The sequence below is a fragment of the Litorisediminivivens sp. KMU-197 genome, assembly GCF_056858395.1.
Genome location: NZ_JBXEQG010000001.1, coordinates 779,894 through 798,429 on the forward strand (window position 1 = coordinate 779,894; position 18,536 = coordinate 798,429).

Below are 18,536 nucleotides of genomic sequence, written 5' to 3' on the forward strand. Positions count from 1 at the left end.
AGGTTAACGGACAGGGCGCGGATCCGGCAGGTTCCGCCACGGACGTCGGGGGTTTTCTTGGTCTATCGCTTCATTCATAGTTCCGACCTTCACATCGGTCGCCGGTTCGCCAACATCCCCGAACCGCCTGACGGCAACGTCCGCGGCCGCCTGATGGAGGCCCGGCACGGCGCCATCGGACGTCTGGCCGAGGCCGCCCGTAGCCGCGGCGCGGCGCATGTGCTGCTGGCCGGCGACACCTTCGACACCACCACGCCATCGCCTGCGGTTATCCGTCAGGCTCTGGCGGCGATGGGCGACGCCCCGGATGTGCGCTGGTGGCTGCTGCCCGGCAACCACGACAACCTGCGTGAGGCCGAGCCGCTGTGGGACGCCATCCGCAGCGATGCGCCGGACAATGTCGTCGCCGTGACCGAGGCCGAGCCGGTGACGCTGGCGGAGGGCGCCACCCTTCTACCCTGCCCTATCGCCTTCCGCTCCGGCGGCAGCGATCCGACTGATCCCCTGACCACCATGACCAGCCCCGAGGGTCACATGCGCATCGCGCTGGCCCATGGCGGGGTTACCGATTTCACCGAAAGCGGCGAGGCGATCGCGCCCGATCGCGACCGGTCTGCCGGATTGGATTACCTCGCGCTGGGCGACTGGCACGGGCGCATGGCGGTGTCCGATCGCGTGCATTATTCCGGCAGCCCCGAACAAGACCGCTTTCGCCACAACCGGCGCGGCGTCTGCCTGTCGGTCGTCATCGAGGGCGCGGGCAAGGTGCCTCAGGTCGAGGAGATCGAGACAGGTGCCTTCCTGTGGAGCGAATCCGACCTGACCCTGCATCCGCATCAGGACGCCGGCGCCGCGCTGGCCGAGGTCCTGCCGCAGGCAGGCCGCCGCGATACCTTGCTGCGGGTGGCCGCGAAAGGCTGGGCCAGCCTTTCGGACCGCGCCGCGCTCGACCGAGCGGCGGACCGATGGGCGCCCGAGTTCGCCCACTTCGCCCTGCTGACCGAGGCACTGGGCACCCAGTATGACGCCGCAGACCTTGACGAGATCGACCGGGGCGGCGCACTGCGGCTGGCCGCTGAAACGCTGCGCGACGAGGCCGAGGCCGAACACCTGTCCACCGCTGATCGGGACATCGCACGCGACGCGCTGGCGCGGCTTTATGCCTACGTGAAGGAGGCGGCGGAATGAAGCTGCGCGCCATCACGCTGGAAAACGTCCGACGCTTCACCGACCCGGTTCGCATGGATGGGCTGACCGATGGGCTGAATATCCTTTGCGAGCCCAACGAGCACGGCAAATCCACCTTGTTCGACGCGCTTCAGGCGCTGTTCTTCAAGCCTCACGGCTCCCGCGACAAGGAGGTTGCGGCGCTGCGCCCTCATGCCGGAGGCGCGCCCGAGGTGACTGTCGAGATCGAGACCGAGGCCGGCCGGTTCACCGTCGCCAAGCGCTGGTTCCAGAAGGCGCGGGCGACGGTTCATCAGGACGGCAGGCTGATCGCGCAGGCCGATGCGGCCGAGGCCTGGATCGCAGATCAGCTGGGCGGAGACGGTGGCGGTCCCTCAGGCCTGATCTGGGTGCGGCAGGGGCTGACCGGATTGACCGGCGGCACCACGAAAGAGCAGAAGGCCGCGCTCGAGGCCCGGCGCGACCTGATGTCCTCGGTCAGCGAGGAGGTCGCCGCGATGACCGGCGGGCGGCGTATGGACCAGGCGCTGGCCCGATGCCGCGAAGAGCTGGAAACCTATGCCACCGCCGGCACCCGCAAGCCAAGCAGGAACGGACCCTGGAAAGCTGCGCAGGAGCGCGTGCTTGACTTGACGGCCCGCCGCGACGGATTGGCCGCCACCGCCGCCGACCTGCATGACGCTCTGGACGAACGTAAACGCGCACGGCGCGAACTGCGCGGCTGGGAGGACCCTGACGCCGACCTCGATCGACAGCGGAAACTTGAAAGCGCGCGTGCCGACCATGATGCCGCGCTGCGCCATGCCGAACAGTTGGATAATGCGGCCCGCAAAGTCGATCTCGCGCGCTTGAAGGCCGACCGCGCCCAACAGCAGCTGAATGCGTTGCGCGCGGCAATGACCGAACACAAGGATGCGGCGCAGCGCGCGGAAATCGCACGGGCCGAGGCCGAAAAGGCGGCCGCGTTGCTGGAGGACAGACGCAGCGCGCTCGATGCCGCGCAAATCGCACTAGACGCCGCCCAGTCCGATTTGACCGCCGCCGAAGAAATGTGGCGTCGCGCCGAACGTGCCAAGGCCGCCAAGGAGGGGGCCGATCGTCGGCAGGAACTGACGGCCCGCATCGCCGAGGCCGAAGCGGCCCGCGCCACCATGGAACAGGCTGACGTCGCCGCCCGTACCGGCCCTGACGCCGCCGCCCTGCGCCGGATCGAGGCACTTTCTGCGTCCCATGCGGCGGCCCTCGCCGCCCGTCGTGCCACCGTCCCGCATGTCACTGCGCACTACGACACCGGGCGTCATGGTGCTGTCCGGCTGGAAGACATGGCGCTGGAAGACGGCCAACCCCTGCCGGTGCCGCGCGTGAGCCGCCTGGTGATCGACGGCGTCGGCATGCTCGAGATCCGCCCCGGCGAAACCGGTCACGACGGTGACGCCGTCGAACAGGCAGAGGCAGCATTGCGCAAGGCGCTGGATGACATGAGCGCGGACAGCGTCGATGCAGCGCGCAAGGCGGCTGCCGCGCGTGTGACGGCGGAACGCCAACACGGCGAGGCCAAGGCGGTCTACAACAGCCTCGCCCCGAACGGCATCGCCGCCCTGCGCGAGGTTCTGGGGCAGATCCCGTCGCCCGACGAAGACCCGGACGCCCCCACAGTTGCCGACACCGAAGCTGCGATGCACGACGCTCGCGCGGCGCATGACACGGCCCGTGCGACACGCCAGACCGCCAGCGACCTGCTTGCGGACGCCCGATCAGACGTAACCCGATGTGAGACGGAGCTGGCGTCTTATCGCGACCGGCTGGACCGGGCCGAGGCTGCGCTGGTGCAATTCGACGATGTGGGCGAGGCAGATGTCGCCGATGCGTCAAGACAAACGCGGGAGGCCATGCAAGTGGCCGAAGCGGAACATGCAGAGATGACCCGAAATGCGCCCGAGCTGACAAGCACCGAAGCGGCACTGGCGCGCGCGGTCTCGGCCGATCAACGCGCCCGGGCCGAGATCGCCCGCCTGAAGCCCCTGCTGGCCCGGCTTGACGAACGCATTGGTCGCGCCTCGGGCGACGCGGTCGAGGAACGCCTACGCGAAACCGAAGAAGAGCTGGCCGCGGCGCAGGCCGATTTTCGGCGCATCCAGCATCAGGTGGCCGTTCTGATCCGTCTCGAACAGGCGCTGGAAGCCGCCCGGAATGATGCACGTGAACGCTATTTCTCTCCTGTTGCGAGAGAGTTGAAGCCTCTTCTTCACCTGCTTTGGCCGGAAGCAGAACTGACCTGGGAAGAAGACTCGCTGCTGCCCGGTTCGATGATCCGCGACGGTCAGGAAGAACCCATCGATGTCCTGTCCGGCGGCACCCAGGAACAGGTTGCGCTGCTGGTCCGGCTGGCCTTTGCCCGGATGCTGGCACGCGCCGGTCGCGTCGTTCCGGTGATCCTCGACGATGCGCTGGTGTTTACCGATGACGACCGGATCGAGCGCATGTTCGTGGCCTTGCATCGTCAGGCGAGCGATCTGCAGATCATCGTCCTGTCCTGTCGTCAGCGTGCTTTCCGCGACCTCGGCGGTAATGTCCTGCGCCTGACTGCAACATCCGAGTAGCGACCGGCTGTCACTCTCCAGACAGCCGTGACACGTGGCGCAGTTGGCAGGTGTCCCGCCCGTTCCTGACCGGCAGGGAATCGGTCAACAGGTCGACTGCCATTTTCAGCCCGTCCAGCGCGCCTATCAGCCTGTCTTCGTGTCCCATGGTTATCCAGCCGTCAAAGCCGATCATGTGAAGCCGGTAGCAGAATTGCCGCCACCAGTCCGGTCCGTAACCATAGCCGGGCGTGACCGGGCACCAGCTGCGCGTAGACGCAGCCGCGCTGCTGGTATCCAGAAGGGACACGGTGTTTCGGACCGCCGGGCTGAACAGCGTGTCGCGCGCATGGACGTGGAAAACCGCGTCGTCCAAGGCTTCAATCACGGCCAGAGGATCGGCCCCCATCCAAGCCAGTTGTCCCGGGTCGATCATCGCACCCACCCTTGGGCCCACCATGTCACGCAGGCGTTGCAGGGTCGGCACATTGTAGACGCACTGATTGCCGTGCAGGCCCACCGCGATACGCTGAACGCCACTTTCGCGGGCCACCGCGACAACCCCCTGCCAGAATGGCAGAAGCACATCTTCCCACTGAAAGCGCAGGATGTCCTGCGTCTCGTCCGGCCAGGAAGACACCACCCAGTTGGGTGTCTTGTCCTGAAGGCTACCGCCCGGCAGGCCGGACAGGGCGCAAACCGTTTCGATTCCCATATCGCCGGCCACCCGGATGGTGTCGAGCAAGCAGTCACCCTGCGCCCGGTCGTCGGGGTGCAAAGGGTTGCCGCAGGCGTTCAGGCTGGCAATGGTCAACCCGTGATCGTCAAACCGCTGCTGAAACGCCCGCCGCGCGTCTGCGCTTGTGCGCAGATGGGCCAGATCGACATGCGGAGCAGCGGACCACCCCCCGGTCGTCACCTCGACCCCGGAGAGCCCGAGGCGTGACGCCTGCGCAAGCATGTCCGGCAAGGCGAGTTCCGCCAGCGCATCAGAGACCATCCCGAGCTTCATGTGTTTCATCCTTGGCAATGCCAAGCTGATCTAACAGTCAAACCTTTCCGAGAGGTTTCCATCGACAGGCATGCCCGGGGTCCGGTCCGGGTTCGGAAACCGCTCGACCTTGCCAAGGGACGATGGCAGTTTGCGCACGACCCGATATCCCTGCCGCAAGGAAACCCCGATGCCTCTTCCCGCCGCGCCCGGCCCGTCCGACACCGGGTTCCATTGGCTTCATCACCCGGATCACAAGGCATGGCTGGCACAAGAGGCGCGCGCGCAGTTCAGCTTCTTCCGTGGCTGCCTTCGCCCCGAACCGGGGTTTCACCTCCTCGACGTCGAGGGCCGTCCGATCCCGGGCGCCTTGCAGGAACTGCACAGCACGACACGGATGGTACACTCCTATGCGCTCGGCCAGATCACGGGCGCGCCCGGAGCCTCGGAAATCGTCGATCATGGCATGCGCTATCTCTGGTCGCATCACCGCGACGCCACCCACGGCGGCTATCTTTGGGCCATGGCAAACGATGGCGCGATCGCCGACGATCGCAAGCTGGCCTACGGCCATGTCTTCGTGCTGCTGGCAGCGTCAAGCGCCAAGATTGTCGGGCACCCGGACGCTGACCGGCTGATTGCTGACGCCACCGAGGTTCTGGACGCCCAATTCTGGGACGAGGATCGCGGGCTGTTCGCGGACGAATTCAATCGCGATTGGACACCGTTTTCGGACTATCGCGGGATGAATGCCAACATGCACGCCACCGAGGCGTTGCTGACCGCCTTCGAGGCCACCGGCGACAACGGGTATCTGACGCGCGCGGGCCGCATCCTCGACTTCTTCACAAACCGAATGGCGCAAGAGCATGACTGGCGCCTGCCCGAACACTATTCGCACGACTGGGAGGTCGACCGAAGTTATTCGGGGAACCCGATGTTCCGGCCCGCCGGCACGACCCCGGGCCACTCCTTCGAATTCGCCCGGCTCTTGCTGCAATACTGGGACCTCAGCGGCCGTCCGGACGACGGCGCCGTCCACCGTGCCCGCAGGTTGTTCGACGCCGCCCTGCAGGACGCGCACGACCCTGTGCGCGGCGGCTTTGTCTATACCGTCGACTTCGACGGGACATGGCTGAACCGGGACCGCTACTGGTGGCCGGTGACCGAGGCCATCGGCGCACTCGCCGCCTTCCTGAAAATCAACACTTCGGATGCTGACGACGCGCTTTACCGTGACCTCTGGACCTTTGCTTCCGCGCATCTGATCGACCACGAAAGAGGCGGTTGGTATCCCGAACTCGACGCGGACAACCGGCCTACGTCGACGCAGTTTCGCGGCAAACCGGATATCTATCATGCCGTACAGGCATCCCTGTTTGCGCAGACGCCACGGGTGTCACGTATCGCCGAAGGCCTTGCGGAGGTCTGATCGGCAGAACCGGGGATTGGGCGTTCACAGGCCCGGCGCAGGTCCAAGCGACTCGCGCATCACGATCGTCGCCTCAAGCTCGACGCTGGGCCCCACCGCGTCACCGTTGCGCATCGCGAGCAACAGTTCGGCCGCGCCGCGCCCCATGTGCCGATGCGGCACATGCACCGTGGTCAGCGCCGGTGTCACGATCTCCGCGATCTCGATATCGTCGAACCCGGTAATCGACAGGTCGTCCGGCACCTTCAGCCCCATCCTGCGGGCCTGTGTCAGCGCACCGGCCGCCAGAACGTCGTTGCCGCAAAGCACAGCGGTCGGTCTTTGGCCTGCCTGCATGACCGTTTCCAATGCCTCCGCACCGTTCGAGATCGAGTACGACGTTTCGACAATGCGCAGTGTGTCCGGGTCCAGTCCCCGTTGCGTCATAGCGTCCACCACCCCTTCGCAGCGCTGCCGGGCGCGGTCGTTGCTGCGGCGGTCGGCGGTGATGAAGGCAAGCGACCTGTGCCCAAGGTCCAGCACGCGATCGGCAAGGACCTTCATGGACCGGCGGTTGTCGAAGCCTATGGAGATCCGGCCCTTCGTCCCGTCGTGAACCCAGGCCACCACATGCGGCACTTGCCGCTTCTCGAGAAACGCATAGCTTTCGGGCGTCCGGTCGTGACCGATCAGCAACAGCGCGTCCGCTCCGCGTGCGACGAGGCTGCGGATTTGCTGTTCCTCGACGTCCGGATCGTAGGACGAACTGGCGACAAGCAGGGTAATCCCGTGCCCGCGCAACTCTTCCTGAAAGGCCTGAAGACCGCGTGCGAAAATGGCGTTCTCGAGGGTGGGAACGATGGCCCCGAAGGTATTGGTCCGTTTGGCGGCAAGCGCCTGCGCCCCGAAGTTCGGCGCATATCCGATGGCGTTGACCGCATCCAGAACCCGATTGCGGGTCTCTTCCGAGACCTTCGCAGGATTATTCAGACAGCGCGACACGGTCGCCGTCGATACCTTCGCACGCGCCGCCACATCTTCCAGTGTCGGAGTTTCAACGCCGCGTCGGGCGTCCTGACGCCGAGAGGGAGCCTTGTCCATCTGTATCTCCCGATTCATGCCCTTCCGACACCGGAGAATAGGCCAAACCATTGCCAAACCTATAACAGGGCGGCGCGACGGACGCCATGCAAGCGATTGCATGGCTGCCGCAGGCGCTGCTGTCCATGGAAGCCAGGAATTACTGCAGAAAAAAATCGATAAAATATCGCGTTTTATTTTGAAACTCGTTTTGCGCGCAATACGTAACTCCTCCTGCGCACGAGAATTCGTGACAGAAATCCGTCGTGCCCGACGGACCAATCAGCAGGGAGATTTCAATGAGATACAACACCGTAACATGCCGCTTCGGTGCCGCGGTCAGCGTGATTGCCGTCGCTGCCACGGGCGCGATGGCAGCGTCGCACCGCGAGGCTCCTGCGATCACGCTGTCTCCCAAGGTGGACGGCACAGATTTCTACATGTTCCGCAGCTACGAGCCCGGCCGTGAAGATTTTGTCACTTTCATCGCAAACTATCAGCCGCTTCAGGCCCCCTACGGCGGACCGAACTATTTCACCATGGACGAGGACGCGATCTATGAGATCCACATCGACAACGATGGGGATGCCGTCGAAGACCTGACGTTTCAGTTCGACTTCAACAACACGTTGGCCGCAAACGGCGCCGGACTTGCCCTGACCATCGGCGACACCGACGTGGCCATCCCACTGCGCACCGCCGGCCAGGTTCAGGCCGATGGCAGCGGCCCCATCAACGAGTTCGAGAGCTATTCTCTCAGGCTGAAGACAGGTCCGGGCCGCGGTAACAACACCCAGTCGATCACCTCGGGCGGCGAGGGCAATTTCACAAAGCCGCTGGACTACATCGGCGAAAAGACCTTCCCCGACTACGAGGGATATGCCAACCGGTTCATCTATGACATCGACATTCCTGAATGCTCTACCCCGGGCCGGGTTTTCGCGGGCCAGCGGGAAGAAGCATTCGCCGTCAACCTCGGCGAGGTCTTCGATCTGATCAATCTCGTTCCGCTCGAGGGGTCAATCTCGAACTCGCGCGAGAATGACGATCTGGTCGACCGCTTCAACGTCACCTCGCTGGCGCTGGAAATCCCGAGGGACTGCCTGACCGGTGATGGCAATGGCGTGATCGGTGCCTGGACCACGGCCAGCGTCCCGCAGGCCGAGATCGAGGATCCCTCGCCAACTTATGAAGACCCGTCGATCTACGGCGGCGCATGGGTGCAGCAATCCCGTCTGTCGAACCCTCTGGTCAACGAAGTCGTGATCGGTCTGCCCGACAAGGACCTGTTCAACGCGGCTCATCCGACGCAGGACAGCGCCCTGGCGGTCTACGTGACCAACCCGACGCTGCCTGAACTGATCAACATCCTGTTCAAGGACGCGCTCAACGGCGGCGACAACATCGCACCGACGAACATCCCGCGTGACGATCTTGTCGCGACCTTCCTGACCGGCTTTGCCGGACCCAACGGGACGTTCAACCAGCAGGCCACCGTGACCGCGTCCGAGATGCTTCGCCTGAACACCGGTGTTCCGCCGACACCGCAGGCCGATCAGCACCCCTACGGTGTGGTCGCCGAAGACCTCGCCGGCTTCCCGAACGGACGTCGTCCGGGCGATGACGTTGTCGACGTCGCGCTGCGCGTGGCCATGGGGGCCCTGTGCCACCCGGTGCCGCTTGGTGCCGAGCTTGGTGTCGATGGCGCGGTGGAAGACACCGAAAGCGATCTGGTGAACCTCGGGTTCTGCGTTCCGGACGACGCCCCGGTGGGCGACCAACCCTTCATCGATGGCGCGCCGATCGACGCGACCGAGATGCAGAACGCGTTCCCCTACCTCAACACGCCGCTTCCCGGCGCAGTCAACTGAGCGGGGTGAATGTACATGAAACGCAAACTGCATCTGGCCTTATTGGGCGCAGTCTTCCTCGCCGCCTGTGACGGCGGCGGAGGAGGCGGCGACGGCGACGGCAGCGGAGGCGGCAGCACAAACGCCAAGATCATCAAGAATCTTGGCCTGAGCTTCTTCCAGGCCTTCTCGCTTGATCGCAACGATGATCCGGTGGACGCCCAGAGCGTCGAACTGACGCTGACGCCGAACCAGAAACCGTTCAACCCCTGACCCTTCTCGAACGGATTGGTTGGCAAGGCCCCCCGGACGCTCCGGGGGGCCTTTTTCATGCCGGGATGGTCACTCGGGAGCGGGCTGGTAAGAGATCAGGCGCGACAGGACCGTAATCACCTTGCCGGACAGGTCATCCTGTCGCTGGATCACACTCCTCAATCGGACCGTCGCGTCGCCGGATTGCGCTAGGATGTCGACGGCCCAGGCATGCGACCCGAACCCTGTCATCTCGGGGCGCAGGGCCCCGTAGTCCGTCAGGCTGTCCCGCGTAAGAAATCCCTCTGAACGCCGTCGCCTTTGCAATTGCGCGGTGATGCCGGGGTTCTGAAACAGCACGTTCATCAGCAGCGGATCGACGGTGTTCAGGTTTATCCGCCCCGGCACGGCGAGCGCGGTGACATGCGGCGCGAGAAGCGCCAAAGTCTCGTCGCTGATACCTGCGCGCCCCAGATCCGTAACCCGACGCACAGGGCCCGACAGCGTCAGCACACGCACGACCTGCCGCGCCGCTTCATCGCGCAAACCCAGAGCGGCAGCGAGCCGCAGGAACAGCGTCTGCGGGCCGATGCTGCGGGCGGCAAGCGTGTTGATATCGAACCGCGCCTGCAGGTCCTCGACGGCGACCGAAAAGCGCCCGTCGGGCAAGGCGACCTCATCCTGTATGACCGCCGCCCATGGCTCGGCGAAGTGGTCGCTGTCCGGCCCGCTGTCCAGATCGGCACGCAGGGCCGAAAGGACGGAGGCCTCGGCCCCAAGCGCGATTTGCTCGGCCTGAGACAATCGGGCCGCGCGGGCGACGGCGTCCTGTCCCCTTTCCTGCTGACCGAGCAACAGCACCACGAGGGCCGAGGTGACCGCGAGCAGCACAAGAACGTTGACCAGCGCCACGCCCTCGTCCTGACCGGGCGCTCCGAATCTCACGGCGCGGCTCCGGCCGGCATCGGAAACAGCCGCGTGACCTCGCCCGTGGCGCCCCGGCCCGGAAGGTCCAACTGCAATGTAAGCTCTGCGCCACGGGGGCGCAGGGTGGCGTCGGGCCAGTCTGCCTGCCAGGTGCGGCCCGTGTCGAGCAGACGCCAGTCGGCGGCACGTACGCCGGCAAGCAGGCGTTGCGGAACCGATGCCCCGGTTTGGGTCTGGCGTTGCACGGTCCGGGTCAGCGTATCATCCTTGAGCGCGACCGTGATCGTCAGCCTGTCACCACTGGTTTCACGCTGAAATACAAGCCCGCCCGCGCCGAGGTCCACGAAACCCGGCGCGGCGGTAACCAGGTCTCGCCTCAGCACCATCATGGCCCGCTCGATCTGCTGCATGCGTTCCAGCCGGTCCTCGGTGCCGCGCTGCACCTTGATCGTGGTGTCCAGCATCGTCAGCCCCGCCACCCCGATCACCGACAGGATTGCCAGCGCCACCAGCACCTCGACAAGCGTCAGGCCGGCGTCGGGCCGGCGTGTCATATCGAGGTGGACCCGATCAGGTTGATGTCGCCCGAGCCGACCTCGAGCACCGCCAGACCACGCGCCGTCAGACCTGAGGACAGGAAGCGATAAGGGCCGAGCACGCCGGTAAAGCTTTCGTCGCGGGTCAGGCCGCGGCGGGTCTGCCGGCCGGTCTGGCCCAGCACGCGCAACAGTTCCGCCCCGTCGTAGGCAAGCCCCGCGATGATCCCGGCGGGCTGACCCGTCTGTTCCTCGTAAGCCTTTGTGAAAGCCGCGAACCGCAGAGGATCCGGCGCGGCGAACCAGGCCCCCCTGAGCGCCGACACCGCATCGAGGTTCCGTGCGGACCATTGCGTCGAGCCGAGGATTTGGACGTCCTGCCCGGCCAATGCCTCGGCGAAGGGCAAGAGGCTGCCCCCCGCAGACGGCAGATAGACCCCGTCCGGCATGCCGCCGCCGGACTGCAATTGCCCGACGACCGCGCCGGGCGTGTCTGTGATGACCGGCGGCCGCAAGGTGATCCCGAGGGCTGCAGCAACCGGCACGGCTTCGGCGGCGCTGCGCTGGCCCAGCGGCCCCGGAGGCGCGACCACGGCGATTTCACGAATGCCCCTCTGCGACGCGAGGCCAAAGACGGCGCGCGCCGAATGCGACGGTGTCACGCCGAAGACGAAGGTATCCCTGCCGGCAAGGGAGCTGTCGTTTGACAGGGTGACGACCGGGATGCTCACGGCGTCCGCCACGGCGCGGGCCTGTGCGGCGAAGACCGGGCCGACGATGATGTTTGCGCCGGCCTCGACCGCGCGGCGCGCCGCGATCACGGCCGTATCGGGCGAGGAACCGCTATCGAGGACCTCGATGCCGATGCCGGGCCCACCGCCCAGCCGAACCGCCGCTTCAAGCCGCTTGCCAAGCGCAGCCTGTTCACCGGTCAGTGGCAGCAGGATCGCCGCGTTTCCGGGCCCGTCCGTTGCCGATCCGCCAACGCTGCCCAATCCCTCCAGCGAGGCGCACCCCGGCAAAGCCGACACCGAGACCGCTGCACAGGACCAACCGAGGAATCGGCGCCGGGACAAGGGGGTCTGGTTGGACATGGTGATCTTTCCGGTTCGGGTCAGCTGGCAGTTTGGGCCGGCGTCGTCAGCCCACGAGTGAATTGAGTTGCATGATCGGCATGAGGATCGCAAGCACCAGCATCATCACGATTCCGCCCATCACCAGCAGCACCCCCGGTTCGACCAGCGCAACCAGCGTGGCCACCGCGGCCTTCAGTTCGCGCGACTGGTCCGCCGCCGCCCGGTCGAGGCTGCTGCTCAGGGTGCCGCCGGCCTCTCCACTGGCCATCATCGCCACCAGCATTGGTGAAAAGATATCGGCCCGGCGGGAGGCAGCGGAAAGCGCTGCGCCATCCTCGACCTCGCGGGTGATCGCGGTAATGCGGTCACGCAGATAAAGGTTCTCGACCGTTCCGGCCGCCGCCCGCAGCGCATCGGCCAGCGGCACGCCGCTCTGCAACAGCATCGCCAGCGTGCCGGTGAACTGCGCCGAATTCACCCGTCGCACCAGCTTGCGGGTCACGCGCCCGTTCGCCAGCACGCGGTGCCACGCCGCGCGCGGCCCGGGGCGCCGCAGCAGCGCCAGCCCCGCCAACACCACAGAGGCCACGGCGACCGCCATCGCAGGACCGTACCGCTGCAACCCGTCCGACAGCGCGATCAGATAGCGGGTCAGTGCCGGAAGATCGGCACCGCGCGCGGTGAACACCCGCACGATATCGGGCACCACGAAGCCCAGCAAAGCAAGGATCACGCCCAGCGACACCACCGCCAGCAGGCTGGGATAGATCAGCGCCAGCTGGATGCTCTGACGGTTGCGCGCCTGTGCCTCGATATGGTCGGCCAACTGGTTCATCACGTCGGGCAATTGCCCTGCCCGCTCCCCTGCCCGCACCGAGGCGCGGTAGGCGGCACTGAAACTCGCCGGTTCGGCATCGAGAGCATCGGCAAGGCTCTGCCCGTTCTGCACCGAACTGCGCAGGTTAAGCAGGAACGAGGCATCACGCGGCTTCGATTGCTGGTCGGCCACGATCCGCAGCGCATCGTCGATCCGGACCTGCGCCCCGATCAGGGTGGCCAGTTGGCGTGTGATCAGGGTCAGCCGCTTCAGCGACAGCCGGTGACGGAACAGCGTCCTGCGCGCGCCCGAACGGGCGCGTGTGGCCTCGACACTGATCGGCAGAAGTGCGCGAGCGCGCAGTTGCGCGCGGGCCTCGGCGGCGCTGCCTGCATCGACAAGCCCCTTGCTGCGTTTGCCGCTTCCGTCGACGGCCGTATATAGAAACGCCGACATGGCCTAACGTGCTCCGTCGGTTCTGTCGCGCACGGCGCGCGCCACATCCTCGGCGCTGGTCAGCCCGGCCCGGATCTTGGCCACGCCGTCCTGAAGGATGCTGGTCGTGGATTTGCGGGCTTCGGCAAGCAGATCGGCTTCGGAGGCGCCATCGTGTACCATCGCCTCGAGCTGACCGCCTGTTTCCACCACCTCGTAGATCGGCAGCCGCCCGCGATAGCCTTCCTGCGCGCAGGCCTCGCAGCCCAGCGCGTGATAGGCGGGCGCTCCTTCCGGCAGGGCATGCCCCAGCAAGGCCGAGTCCCGCGCCGACAGCGGCCTCGGCTCGCGGCAATCCGGGCAAAGCCTGCGCACGAGCCGCTGCGCCACCAGTCCGCGCAGCATCGGCGCCAGCAGGTAACGCTCCACCCCCATATCAAGGAGCCGCGACACCGCGCCGACGGCGGTATTGGTGTGCAGGGTCGACAGGACCAAGTGGCCGGTCATGGCGCTCTCGACGGCGATCTTGGCGGTTTCCGCGTCACGGATCTCGCCCACCATGATCACGTCGGGATCCTGCCGTAGCAGGGCCCGCAGACCACGCGCAAAGGTCAGCCCGGTCTTGCTGTCGACCTGCATCTGGCCTACGCCGTCCATCGCGTATTCGATCGGATCCTCGACGGTCAGGATATTGCGCGCCCGGTCGTTGAGGTGGTGCAACGCGGCATAGAGCGTCGTGGTCTTGCCCGACCCGGTCGGCCCGGTCACAAGCACCAGCCCTTCGGGGGACGAGATCATCCGTTCGAACCGGGTCCGGTCGGCATCGGACAGGCCCAGCGCCGGGATGCCCAGCCGGGTCTGCCCGCGGTCCAGCAGGCGCAGCACCACCCGTTCGCCATACTGCGATGGAAGCGTCGAGATACGCACGTCCAGCGCATAGCCGCCCACCTTCAGCGAAACCCGGCCATCCTGCGGCAGGCGTTTCTCGGCGATGTCGAGCTTGCCCATGATCTTGAGCCGGCTGGCCAGCAGCGGCGCCAACGCCCGGCGCGGTTCCAGAACCTCGCGCAATGCGCCATCCACACGGAAGCGCACCACCAGCCGGCTCTCCTCCAGCTCGATATGGATATCCGACGCATTGGCCTTCACGGCCTCCAGCAAGAGCGCATTGATCAGCCGCACCACGGGGGCGTCGTCCTTCTGGTCCAGCAGGTCGTCGACCGAGGCTGCGGTCTCGGCCAGCGCGCTGAGATCGGTGTCATCCTCGGCGGCGATCTGCGCCGCCTCGGTGGCGGCATTGCTGTAGACGCTCGACAACGCGGTGTCGAAGCCGGCAGCATCCAGCTCGTAAAACGAAACGTCCCGACCGGTGCATCGCTGAGCTTCGATCAGCGCTGACAGCGGCGTCCGGGCCAGATGGGCGCATTCCGGGGTGCCGTCAGCACCGGCGCGCAGCACCACGCCGTGACGGCGGGCGAAACCATAGTCGAGACGGGGCAGGCTCATGGCAGCGGCTCCAATGCAAGGGTCATCGTCACCGACCCGGGCGCGGTGCGGCGCGCCATATCAACCTGCGACGCGCGCAGCCCGTGATCATAATGCAGGTCCGCGATCCATGTCATCGCCGTGTCGAAGGGCAATTCGGCTACCGTCACCCGGAAAAGCTGCCCTTCAGGTTCTATCCGGCTCAGGGTTATGCCCGCAGAGGCGGCACTCTGACTGATGCGCTGGCTGGGGGGCGTGGAAAAATCCGCGCGCGGCACCGGCGCGGCGCTGGCTTGGGACGCGACGTGGATCAGCGCGTCCAGTCGCGCGATCTCGACCGCCTGCGCGGCGCGGTCCGCCTGCAGAGGCGTCCAGACCAACTGCCAGATCAGCGCGCAGGGCAGAAAGACGGCGGCGAGGCCGATCAGCGCCTGTTCCCGGCGGGTCAGCGTTGCGAAAGCTGCGATCATGGTGACGCCCTCACGTTCAGCGCCATGCGTGCACTGCCGCCACCCGCTGTCACGGCCCCGGATGTCACATCCAGTGATGCGGTTCGCAAGGCGGTCTCGGCAGATTGCAGGCTTTCGATCCCCGGAGCTTCGACCTGCAGGGTGAGCATGCCGTCGCGGCCCGACCACCCCAGGTTCGAGACTTGTACCGGCGCGGAGGAAAGCGCCTCGGCGACCGACGCTAGCACCGAAAGGAACCCCGGCCCATCGCCCGCCCCGGCCGCCAACCGGCGATAAAGCAGCCGCGGATCATCGCTGACGTGCGCCGAAGGCACATTCTCTGCCAGCAATGCAACTGCCTCGGCACGCAAATCGGCGGCAACAGCGCGTTGCCGCACAAGGTCGGCGTAGGCCAGCCCGATATGGGCCGCCAGCCCCAGCGCTATGACCAGCCCCATCCCGATTAGCGGGGCACGCAGACGCTTTGGCCGCCCGAAGGCGCCTTGGCGAAGGTCCGGCAGCGGGCCGGTGGCGGGCAGGTCTGACAGGTCACGCGCTTCCGCCTCGACTTCAATCGGCAAGGCAGCCCCGTAGCTATCGATTGGCGGTCGGTCTGCGTGAACCCACAGATGGGCCAGCATATCGACCCGGACGCCGAACCCGGTGCCGTCGGTGCGCCGGACAAGCACATGATCGTCAACGCGCCAGACCGCCCAGCGGTCGCTCTCACCCTCGCCCGGAACCGGCGCGGGCAGCAGCAACTGCTCGGGTGTCACCGGCTTGTCGCCTGCGCGTTCCAGTACCTGCTCCATGACACGTTTCGAAGTCGCCGCGGCAAGGGTCTGACCGTCGGACCCGGTCGCGCAGATGGCGTGATGGATCTCGTCAACCGGGCCGGAGACGTCTTCTTCAAGAGCGTAGGGCAGAGCAGCCAATCGCTGTGTCCGGCCCCGCAATGGCAATTGCACGGTCAGCAAGGTCACTTCATAAGCCGGGACGATGTGAACATCCTGCCCGGCACACCGCCGCGCGATCATCTCGGGGGACAAGATCGTTGGCGACAGCGGATTGGCAGACATTGGCGCAGGCACGGCTTCCTCGACCGCTTGGTCGCCAGCGGAGTCATCCATAAGCTTTTGGGAAACCTTCATTTTCCGGTTTCCTCCTCTCCGTTTGCCTGCTAGCTTGTCAATTGCCTCCTGCGGTACGGTTTCTGGTCTCACATCTAGGTATACGTCGATCGGGAGCAAAAGTTTCATGTTGCGCAGAAAATATCCATCCCGGCGGTGGCAAAATCGTCGGCCCTCCGACGCCGGTGTCACGCTGATCGAAATGATGGTGGTGCTGGTGATCATCGCGGTCGTGGCGGCGATGGTGGTTCCAAATGTCATCGGACGACCGGACGAGGCGCGCGTGACCGTTGCCGAGACCGATATTCGTTCCATTGCCAGCGCGTTGGAACTCTACCGTCTGGACAACCGTGTCTATCCAACCTCGGACCAGGGGCTGAACGCGCTGGTGCAACGGCCGACCACCGCCCCAGTGCCGCAGAACTGGGCGACGGACGGCTATCTGTCGGCCCTGCCCGCTGATCCCTGGGGCAATGCCTACGTCTATCGCTCGCCCGGCGAGGCCGGGGCCTTCGACCTGATCAGCCTCGGCGCCGACGGCGTGGTCGGCGGGAACGGCGTCAATGCGGATATCTCGCACGGGGTGTTGTTGGGGTCGGGATGAAGGGGGCAGTCAGGCATACCCACTTTCGGCCCTCTGATGCGGGTGCGACCCTGATCGAGGTGCTCGTGGTCCTCGCGATACTTGGCGTTACGGCTGGCGCGACGATGCTGGCCCTGCCCGGCGACCGCGACAACCCGACGGCACTGAGGGAGGCGCAATTGCTACAGGCCCGGCTGCACCGCGCGGCGGACGGGGCGCTCGCCTCGTTGCGCCCTGCTCGGCTGCGCTGGCAATCCGGCGGCTACCAGTTTGAGGAATGGGACGGGACCGAATGGCAGCCGCACGGCGCGCCGGTTCTGGCCGAGCGTCACGAACTGCCCGGCGGGCTGACGCTGAAGGACGAGGGCACCCTGCCCCTCTCCCCCGACGTCCTGCCGCCCGAAGGCGCAATGGCAACCTTGGTTCTGCAGGGCAGCCCCCCGGTCACGATCCTGTTCGACGGTTTCGCAGCCACGCTGGAAAGCGGGTCATGAACTCCGAAGCGGATAAGGGATTTACGCTGATCGAGACGCTCGTCGCGCTGGCCGTGCTGGCCACCGGGGCCGTCGCACTGCTTGGCGTGGTTGAGGATCACACCGGGCGGATCGGCGGGCTCGAGGATCGCATCGCCATGCGCTGGGTCGCCGAGAACCGGCTTGCCGCGCGGCATCTGGGTCTGGAAAGCCAGCCGGTTTGGGACGAGGTGTTCGGCGAACGCTTCACCGTCACGGAACAAAACCGTGAACTGACCGACGAAGGGCTGACCGAATCCGTCGTGACAGTGCAGGGTCGGGATGGTGGCGTGGTCCTGCGCGGCTATGTTGCCTGGTAGGAGAGAACGGGCATGAATGCAAAACAGCTCTGGATCCTGGTCGGGCTTGTCGTGGCAGGCGTGATCGCCAGCCTCTCCTGGCAAGCGCGCGAGATGGGCTGGCTTCAGCTTGCGCGGGTCTCGAACCTGCCGCCTGATATCCTCCGGCCGCTCGAAATCGCCGGAGAGCAGCCGCCCGACATTGCCGCCATCCGCGACCTCGCCCCGTTTGGCCGCCAGATCCAACCGGAATTGCAGGCCGATGCCAGCGCGCGCGGGCCCGATCCGGTCCGGATCGACTATATCCTGCGCGGTGTGATGGCTTACCGCGATGCCGCGATCTCGCGGGCCTTCATCTCGGATGGTTCGGGGACAGCCGCCTATCGCATCGGCGACGCGCTTGAGGACGGTATCGTCCTCGTCGACATCCTGCCCGAGACAGTGATGCTCGAGATCGACGGCCGGCGATACGAACTGGGCTTTGGCGGACTGATCGGCAGCGACGCGCCCGGGGCCACGCAGGATACGCCGGTCGCCGTGGCCCCCGACGACAAGACAGACCCCATGGCCCAATTGGCCGCCGCGGTGCGGCCCGGTCGCGGGTCGCTCGACCTGCGCGAAGCGCCGCCAGCGCAAACCGTAGACGAACACATCGACATGTGGCGCACCCGCATCCTGCGCGATCCCGTCGCCGTGATGGAAACCATCGGCGTCGAGCCCACCGAACGCGGCTACAAGATCAAGTCCGACCCGAACATCGGCGTCACGCTCGCAGGGTTGCGCCCGGGCGACATTGTCACACGGCTTAATGGCCAGCAGGTCGGCGACATTGACAATGACCGCAAACTCTACGACCAAGTTGCAGCGGCCGGTGTGGCGCGTCTTGAGGTCGAGCGGTCCGGCGAGACCCTGCTGATGACCTTTTCTCTCAACTAG

Annotated in this window: 18 protein-coding genes; 9 read left to right on the forward strand and 9 right to left on the reverse strand. The window is 66.0% G+C overall.

Annotated features, from left to right (window positions below):
• Positions 1–57: 57 nt before the first annotated feature.
• Both AC04PT_RS03710 and AC04PT_RS03715 read left to right on the forward strand, forming a co-directional pair.
• Positions 58–1,188 carry a metallophosphoesterase family protein gene (locus tag AC04PT_RS03710; RefSeq protein WP_482872163.1) on the forward strand — a complete coding sequence of 377 codons (1,131 nt, stop codon included), beginning with the start codon at positions 58–60 and terminating at the stop codon, positions 1,186–1,188.
• Positions 1,185–3,788 (forward strand): AAA family ATPase, encoded by a 2,604-nt coding sequence (locus AC04PT_RS03715; RefSeq protein ID WP_482872164.1) that lies wholly within the window; start codon positions 1,185–1,187, stop codon positions 3,786–3,788. The genes AC04PT_RS03710 and AC04PT_RS03715 overlap by 4 nt, the downstream gene beginning before the upstream one ends.
• Before the next feature lie 10 nt (positions 3,789–3,798).
• On the opposite strand, the gene AC04PT_RS03720 is transcribed toward AC04PT_RS03715, so the two are convergent.
• Positions 3,799–4,779: a sugar phosphate isomerase/epimerase family protein gene (locus AC04PT_RS03720; RefSeq protein WP_482872165.1), complete on the reverse strand. Its 981-nt coding sequence runs from the start codon at positions 4,777–4,779 to the stop codon at positions 3,799–3,801.
• A gap of 169 nt (positions 4,780–4,948) precedes the next feature.
• Between AC04PT_RS03720 and AC04PT_RS03725 the strand changes: the two genes are divergently transcribed.
• Complete coding sequence (locus AC04PT_RS03725; protein WP_482872166.1) at positions 4,949–6,190, forward strand: AGE family epimerase/isomerase; 1,242 nt, start codon at positions 4,949–4,951, stop codon at positions 6,188–6,190.
• A gap of 24 nt (positions 6,191–6,214) precedes the next feature.
• Here AC04PT_RS03725 and AC04PT_RS03730 read toward each other — a convergent pair whose 3' ends face one another.
• The gene (locus tag AC04PT_RS03730) at positions 6,215–7,270 is read right to left on the reverse strand and encodes a LacI family DNA-binding transcriptional regulator (protein WP_482872167.1); all 1,056 of its coding nucleotides are present in this window, start codon (positions 7,268–7,270) and stop codon (positions 6,215–6,217) included.
• 278 nt (positions 7,271–7,548) lie between these two features.
• On the opposite strand from AC04PT_RS03730, the gene AC04PT_RS03735 reads away from it, so the two are divergent.
• Both AC04PT_RS03735 and AC04PT_RS03740 read left to right on the forward strand, forming a co-directional pair.
• On the forward strand, positions 7,549–9,120 hold the full coding sequence (locus AC04PT_RS03735) for a DUF4331 domain-containing protein (protein WP_482872168.1): 1,572 nt from the start codon (positions 7,549–7,551) through the stop codon (positions 9,118–9,120).
• Between the two features lie 15 nt (positions 9,121–9,135).
• On the forward strand, positions 9,136–9,372 hold the full coding sequence (locus AC04PT_RS03740) for a hypothetical protein (RefSeq protein ID WP_482872169.1): 237 nt from the start codon (positions 9,136–9,138) through the stop codon (positions 9,370–9,372).
• A gap of 69 nt (positions 9,373–9,441) precedes the next feature.
• Here AC04PT_RS03740 and AC04PT_RS03745 read toward each other — a convergent pair whose 3' ends face one another.
• The 7 genes from AC04PT_RS03745 to gspL are packed head-to-tail and all read right to left on the reverse strand — an operon-like array spanning position 9,442 to position 16,227.
• Positions 9,442–10,296: a type II secretion system minor pseudopilin gene (locus AC04PT_RS03745; RefSeq protein WP_482872170.1), complete on the reverse strand. Its 855-nt coding sequence runs from the start codon at positions 10,294–10,296 to the stop codon at positions 9,442–9,444.
• A complete protein-coding gene (locus AC04PT_RS03750; protein ID WP_482872171.1) occupies positions 10,293–10,832 on the reverse strand; it encodes a PulJ/GspJ family protein in 540 nt (179 codons plus the stop codon). Before AC04PT_RS03750 ends, AC04PT_RS03745 begins: the two co-directional genes overlap by 4 nt.
• On the reverse strand, positions 10,829–11,908 hold the full coding sequence (locus tag AC04PT_RS03755) for a penicillin-binding protein activator (RefSeq protein WP_482872173.1): 1,080 nt from the start codon (positions 11,906–11,908) through the stop codon (positions 10,829–10,831). The genes AC04PT_RS03750 and AC04PT_RS03755 overlap by 4 nt, the downstream gene beginning before the upstream one ends.
• A 46-nt stretch (positions 11,909–11,954) precedes the next feature.
• Entirely contained in the window at positions 11,955–13,163 is a 1,209-nt protein-coding gene (locus AC04PT_RS03760) for a type II secretion system F family protein (RefSeq protein WP_482872174.1), read from the reverse strand.
• 3 nt (positions 13,164–13,166) lie between these two features.
• Positions 13,167–14,648 (reverse strand): GspE/PulE family protein, encoded by a 1,482-nt coding sequence (locus AC04PT_RS03765; RefSeq protein WP_482872175.1) that lies wholly within the window; start codon positions 14,646–14,648, stop codon positions 13,167–13,169.
• Positions 14,645–15,097, reverse strand: a complete 453-nt coding sequence (gene gspM, locus AC04PT_RS03770) for a type II secretion system protein GspM (protein ID WP_482872176.1) — start codon at positions 15,095–15,097, stop codon at positions 14,645–14,647. The genes AC04PT_RS03765 and gspM overlap by 4 nt, the downstream gene beginning before the upstream one ends.
• Positions 15,094–16,227 (reverse strand): type II secretion system protein GspL, encoded by a 1,134-nt coding sequence (gene gspL / locus AC04PT_RS03775; RefSeq protein ID WP_482872177.1) that lies wholly within the window; start codon positions 16,225–16,227, stop codon positions 15,094–15,096. Before gspL ends, gspM begins: the two co-directional genes overlap by 4 nt.
• 106 nt (positions 16,228–16,333) lie before the next feature.
• Here gspL and gspG point away from each other — a divergent pair, with 106 nt between their 5' ends.
• The 4 genes from gspG to AC04PT_RS03795 are packed head-to-tail and all read left to right on the forward strand — an operon-like array spanning position 16,334 to position 18,536.
• Positions 16,334–16,810 carry a type II secretion system major pseudopilin GspG gene (gspG, locus tag AC04PT_RS03780; protein ID WP_482872178.1) on the forward strand — a complete coding sequence of 159 codons (477 nt, stop codon included), beginning with the start codon at positions 16,334–16,336 and terminating at the stop codon, positions 16,808–16,810.
• The gene (locus AC04PT_RS03785; RefSeq protein ID WP_482872179.1) at positions 16,807–17,283 is read left to right on the forward strand and encodes a prepilin-type N-terminal cleavage/methylation domain-containing protein; all 477 of its coding nucleotides are present in this window, start codon (positions 16,807–16,809) and stop codon (positions 17,281–17,283) included. Before gspG ends, AC04PT_RS03785 begins: the two co-directional genes overlap by 4 nt.
• Positions 17,280–17,621: a type II secretion system minor pseudopilin GspI gene (gspI, locus tag AC04PT_RS03790; protein WP_482872181.1), complete on the forward strand. Its 342-nt coding sequence runs from the start codon at positions 17,280–17,282 to the stop codon at positions 17,619–17,621. The genes AC04PT_RS03785 and gspI overlap by 4 nt, the downstream gene beginning before the upstream one ends.
• A gap of 12 nt (positions 17,622–17,633) precedes the next feature.
• Positions 17,634–18,536: a type II secretion system protein N gene (locus tag AC04PT_RS03795; protein ID WP_482872182.1), complete on the forward strand. Its 903-nt coding sequence runs from the start codon at positions 17,634–17,636 to the stop codon at positions 18,534–18,536.

Excerpts from the sequence above, each read along its gene's own strand:
- AC04PT_RS03725 (WP_482872166.1), top strand. The coding sequence starts at position 4,949 with ATGCCTCTTCCCGCCGCGCCCGGCCCGTCCGACACCGGGTTCCATTGG.
- gspL (WP_482872177.1), bottom strand. The coding sequence starts at position 16,227 with ATGAAGGTTTCCCAAAAGCTTATGGATGACTCCGCTGGCGACCAAGCG.
- AC04PT_RS03720 (WP_482872165.1), bottom strand. The coding sequence starts at position 4,779 with ATGAAGCTCGGGATGGTCTCTGATGCGCTGGCGGAACTCGCCTTGCCG.
- AC04PT_RS03730 (WP_482872167.1), bottom strand. The coding sequence starts at position 7,270 with ATGGACAAGGCTCCCTCTCGGCGTCAGGACGCCCGACGCGGCGTTGAA.
- AC04PT_RS03765 (WP_482872175.1), bottom strand. The coding sequence starts at position 14,648 with ATGAGCCTGCCCCGTCTCGACTATGGTTTCGCCCGCCGTCACGGCGTG.
- AC04PT_RS03715 (WP_482872164.1), top strand. The coding sequence starts at position 1,185 with ATGAAGCTGCGCGCCATCACGCTGGAAAACGTCCGACGCTTCACCGAC.
- AC04PT_RS03785 (WP_482872179.1), top strand. The coding sequence starts at position 16,807 with ATGAAGGGGGCAGTCAGGCATACCCACTTTCGGCCCTCTGATGCGGGT.
- gspI (WP_482872181.1), top strand. The coding sequence starts at position 17,280 with ATGAACTCCGAAGCGGATAAGGGATTTACGCTGATCGAGACGCTCGTC.
- AC04PT_RS03750 (WP_482872171.1), bottom strand. The coding sequence starts at position 10,832 with ATGACACGCCGGCCCGACGCCGGCCTGACGCTTGTCGAGGTGCTGGTG.
- AC04PT_RS03795 (WP_482872182.1), top strand. The coding sequence starts at position 17,634 with ATGAATGCAAAACAGCTCTGGATCCTGGTCGGGCTTGTCGTGGCAGGC.
- AC04PT_RS03735 (WP_482872168.1), top strand. The coding sequence starts at position 7,549 with ATGAGATACAACACCGTAACATGCCGCTTCGGTGCCGCGGTCAGCGTG.
- gspG (WP_482872178.1), top strand. The coding sequence starts at position 16,334 with ATGTTGCGCAGAAAATATCCATCCCGGCGGTGGCAAAATCGTCGGCCC.
- AC04PT_RS03755 (WP_482872173.1), bottom strand. The coding sequence starts at position 11,908 with ATGTCCAACCAGACCCCCTTGTCCCGGCGCCGATTCCTCGGTTGGTCC.
- gspM (WP_482872176.1), bottom strand. The coding sequence starts at position 15,097 with ATGATCGCAGCTTTCGCAACGCTGACCCGCCGGGAACAGGCGCTGATC.
- AC04PT_RS03760 (WP_482872174.1), bottom strand. The coding sequence starts at position 13,163 with ATGTCGGCGTTTCTATATACGGCCGTCGACGGAAGCGGCAAACGCAGC.
- AC04PT_RS03740 (WP_482872169.1), top strand. The coding sequence starts at position 9,136 with ATGAAACGCAAACTGCATCTGGCCTTATTGGGCGCAGTCTTCCTCGCC.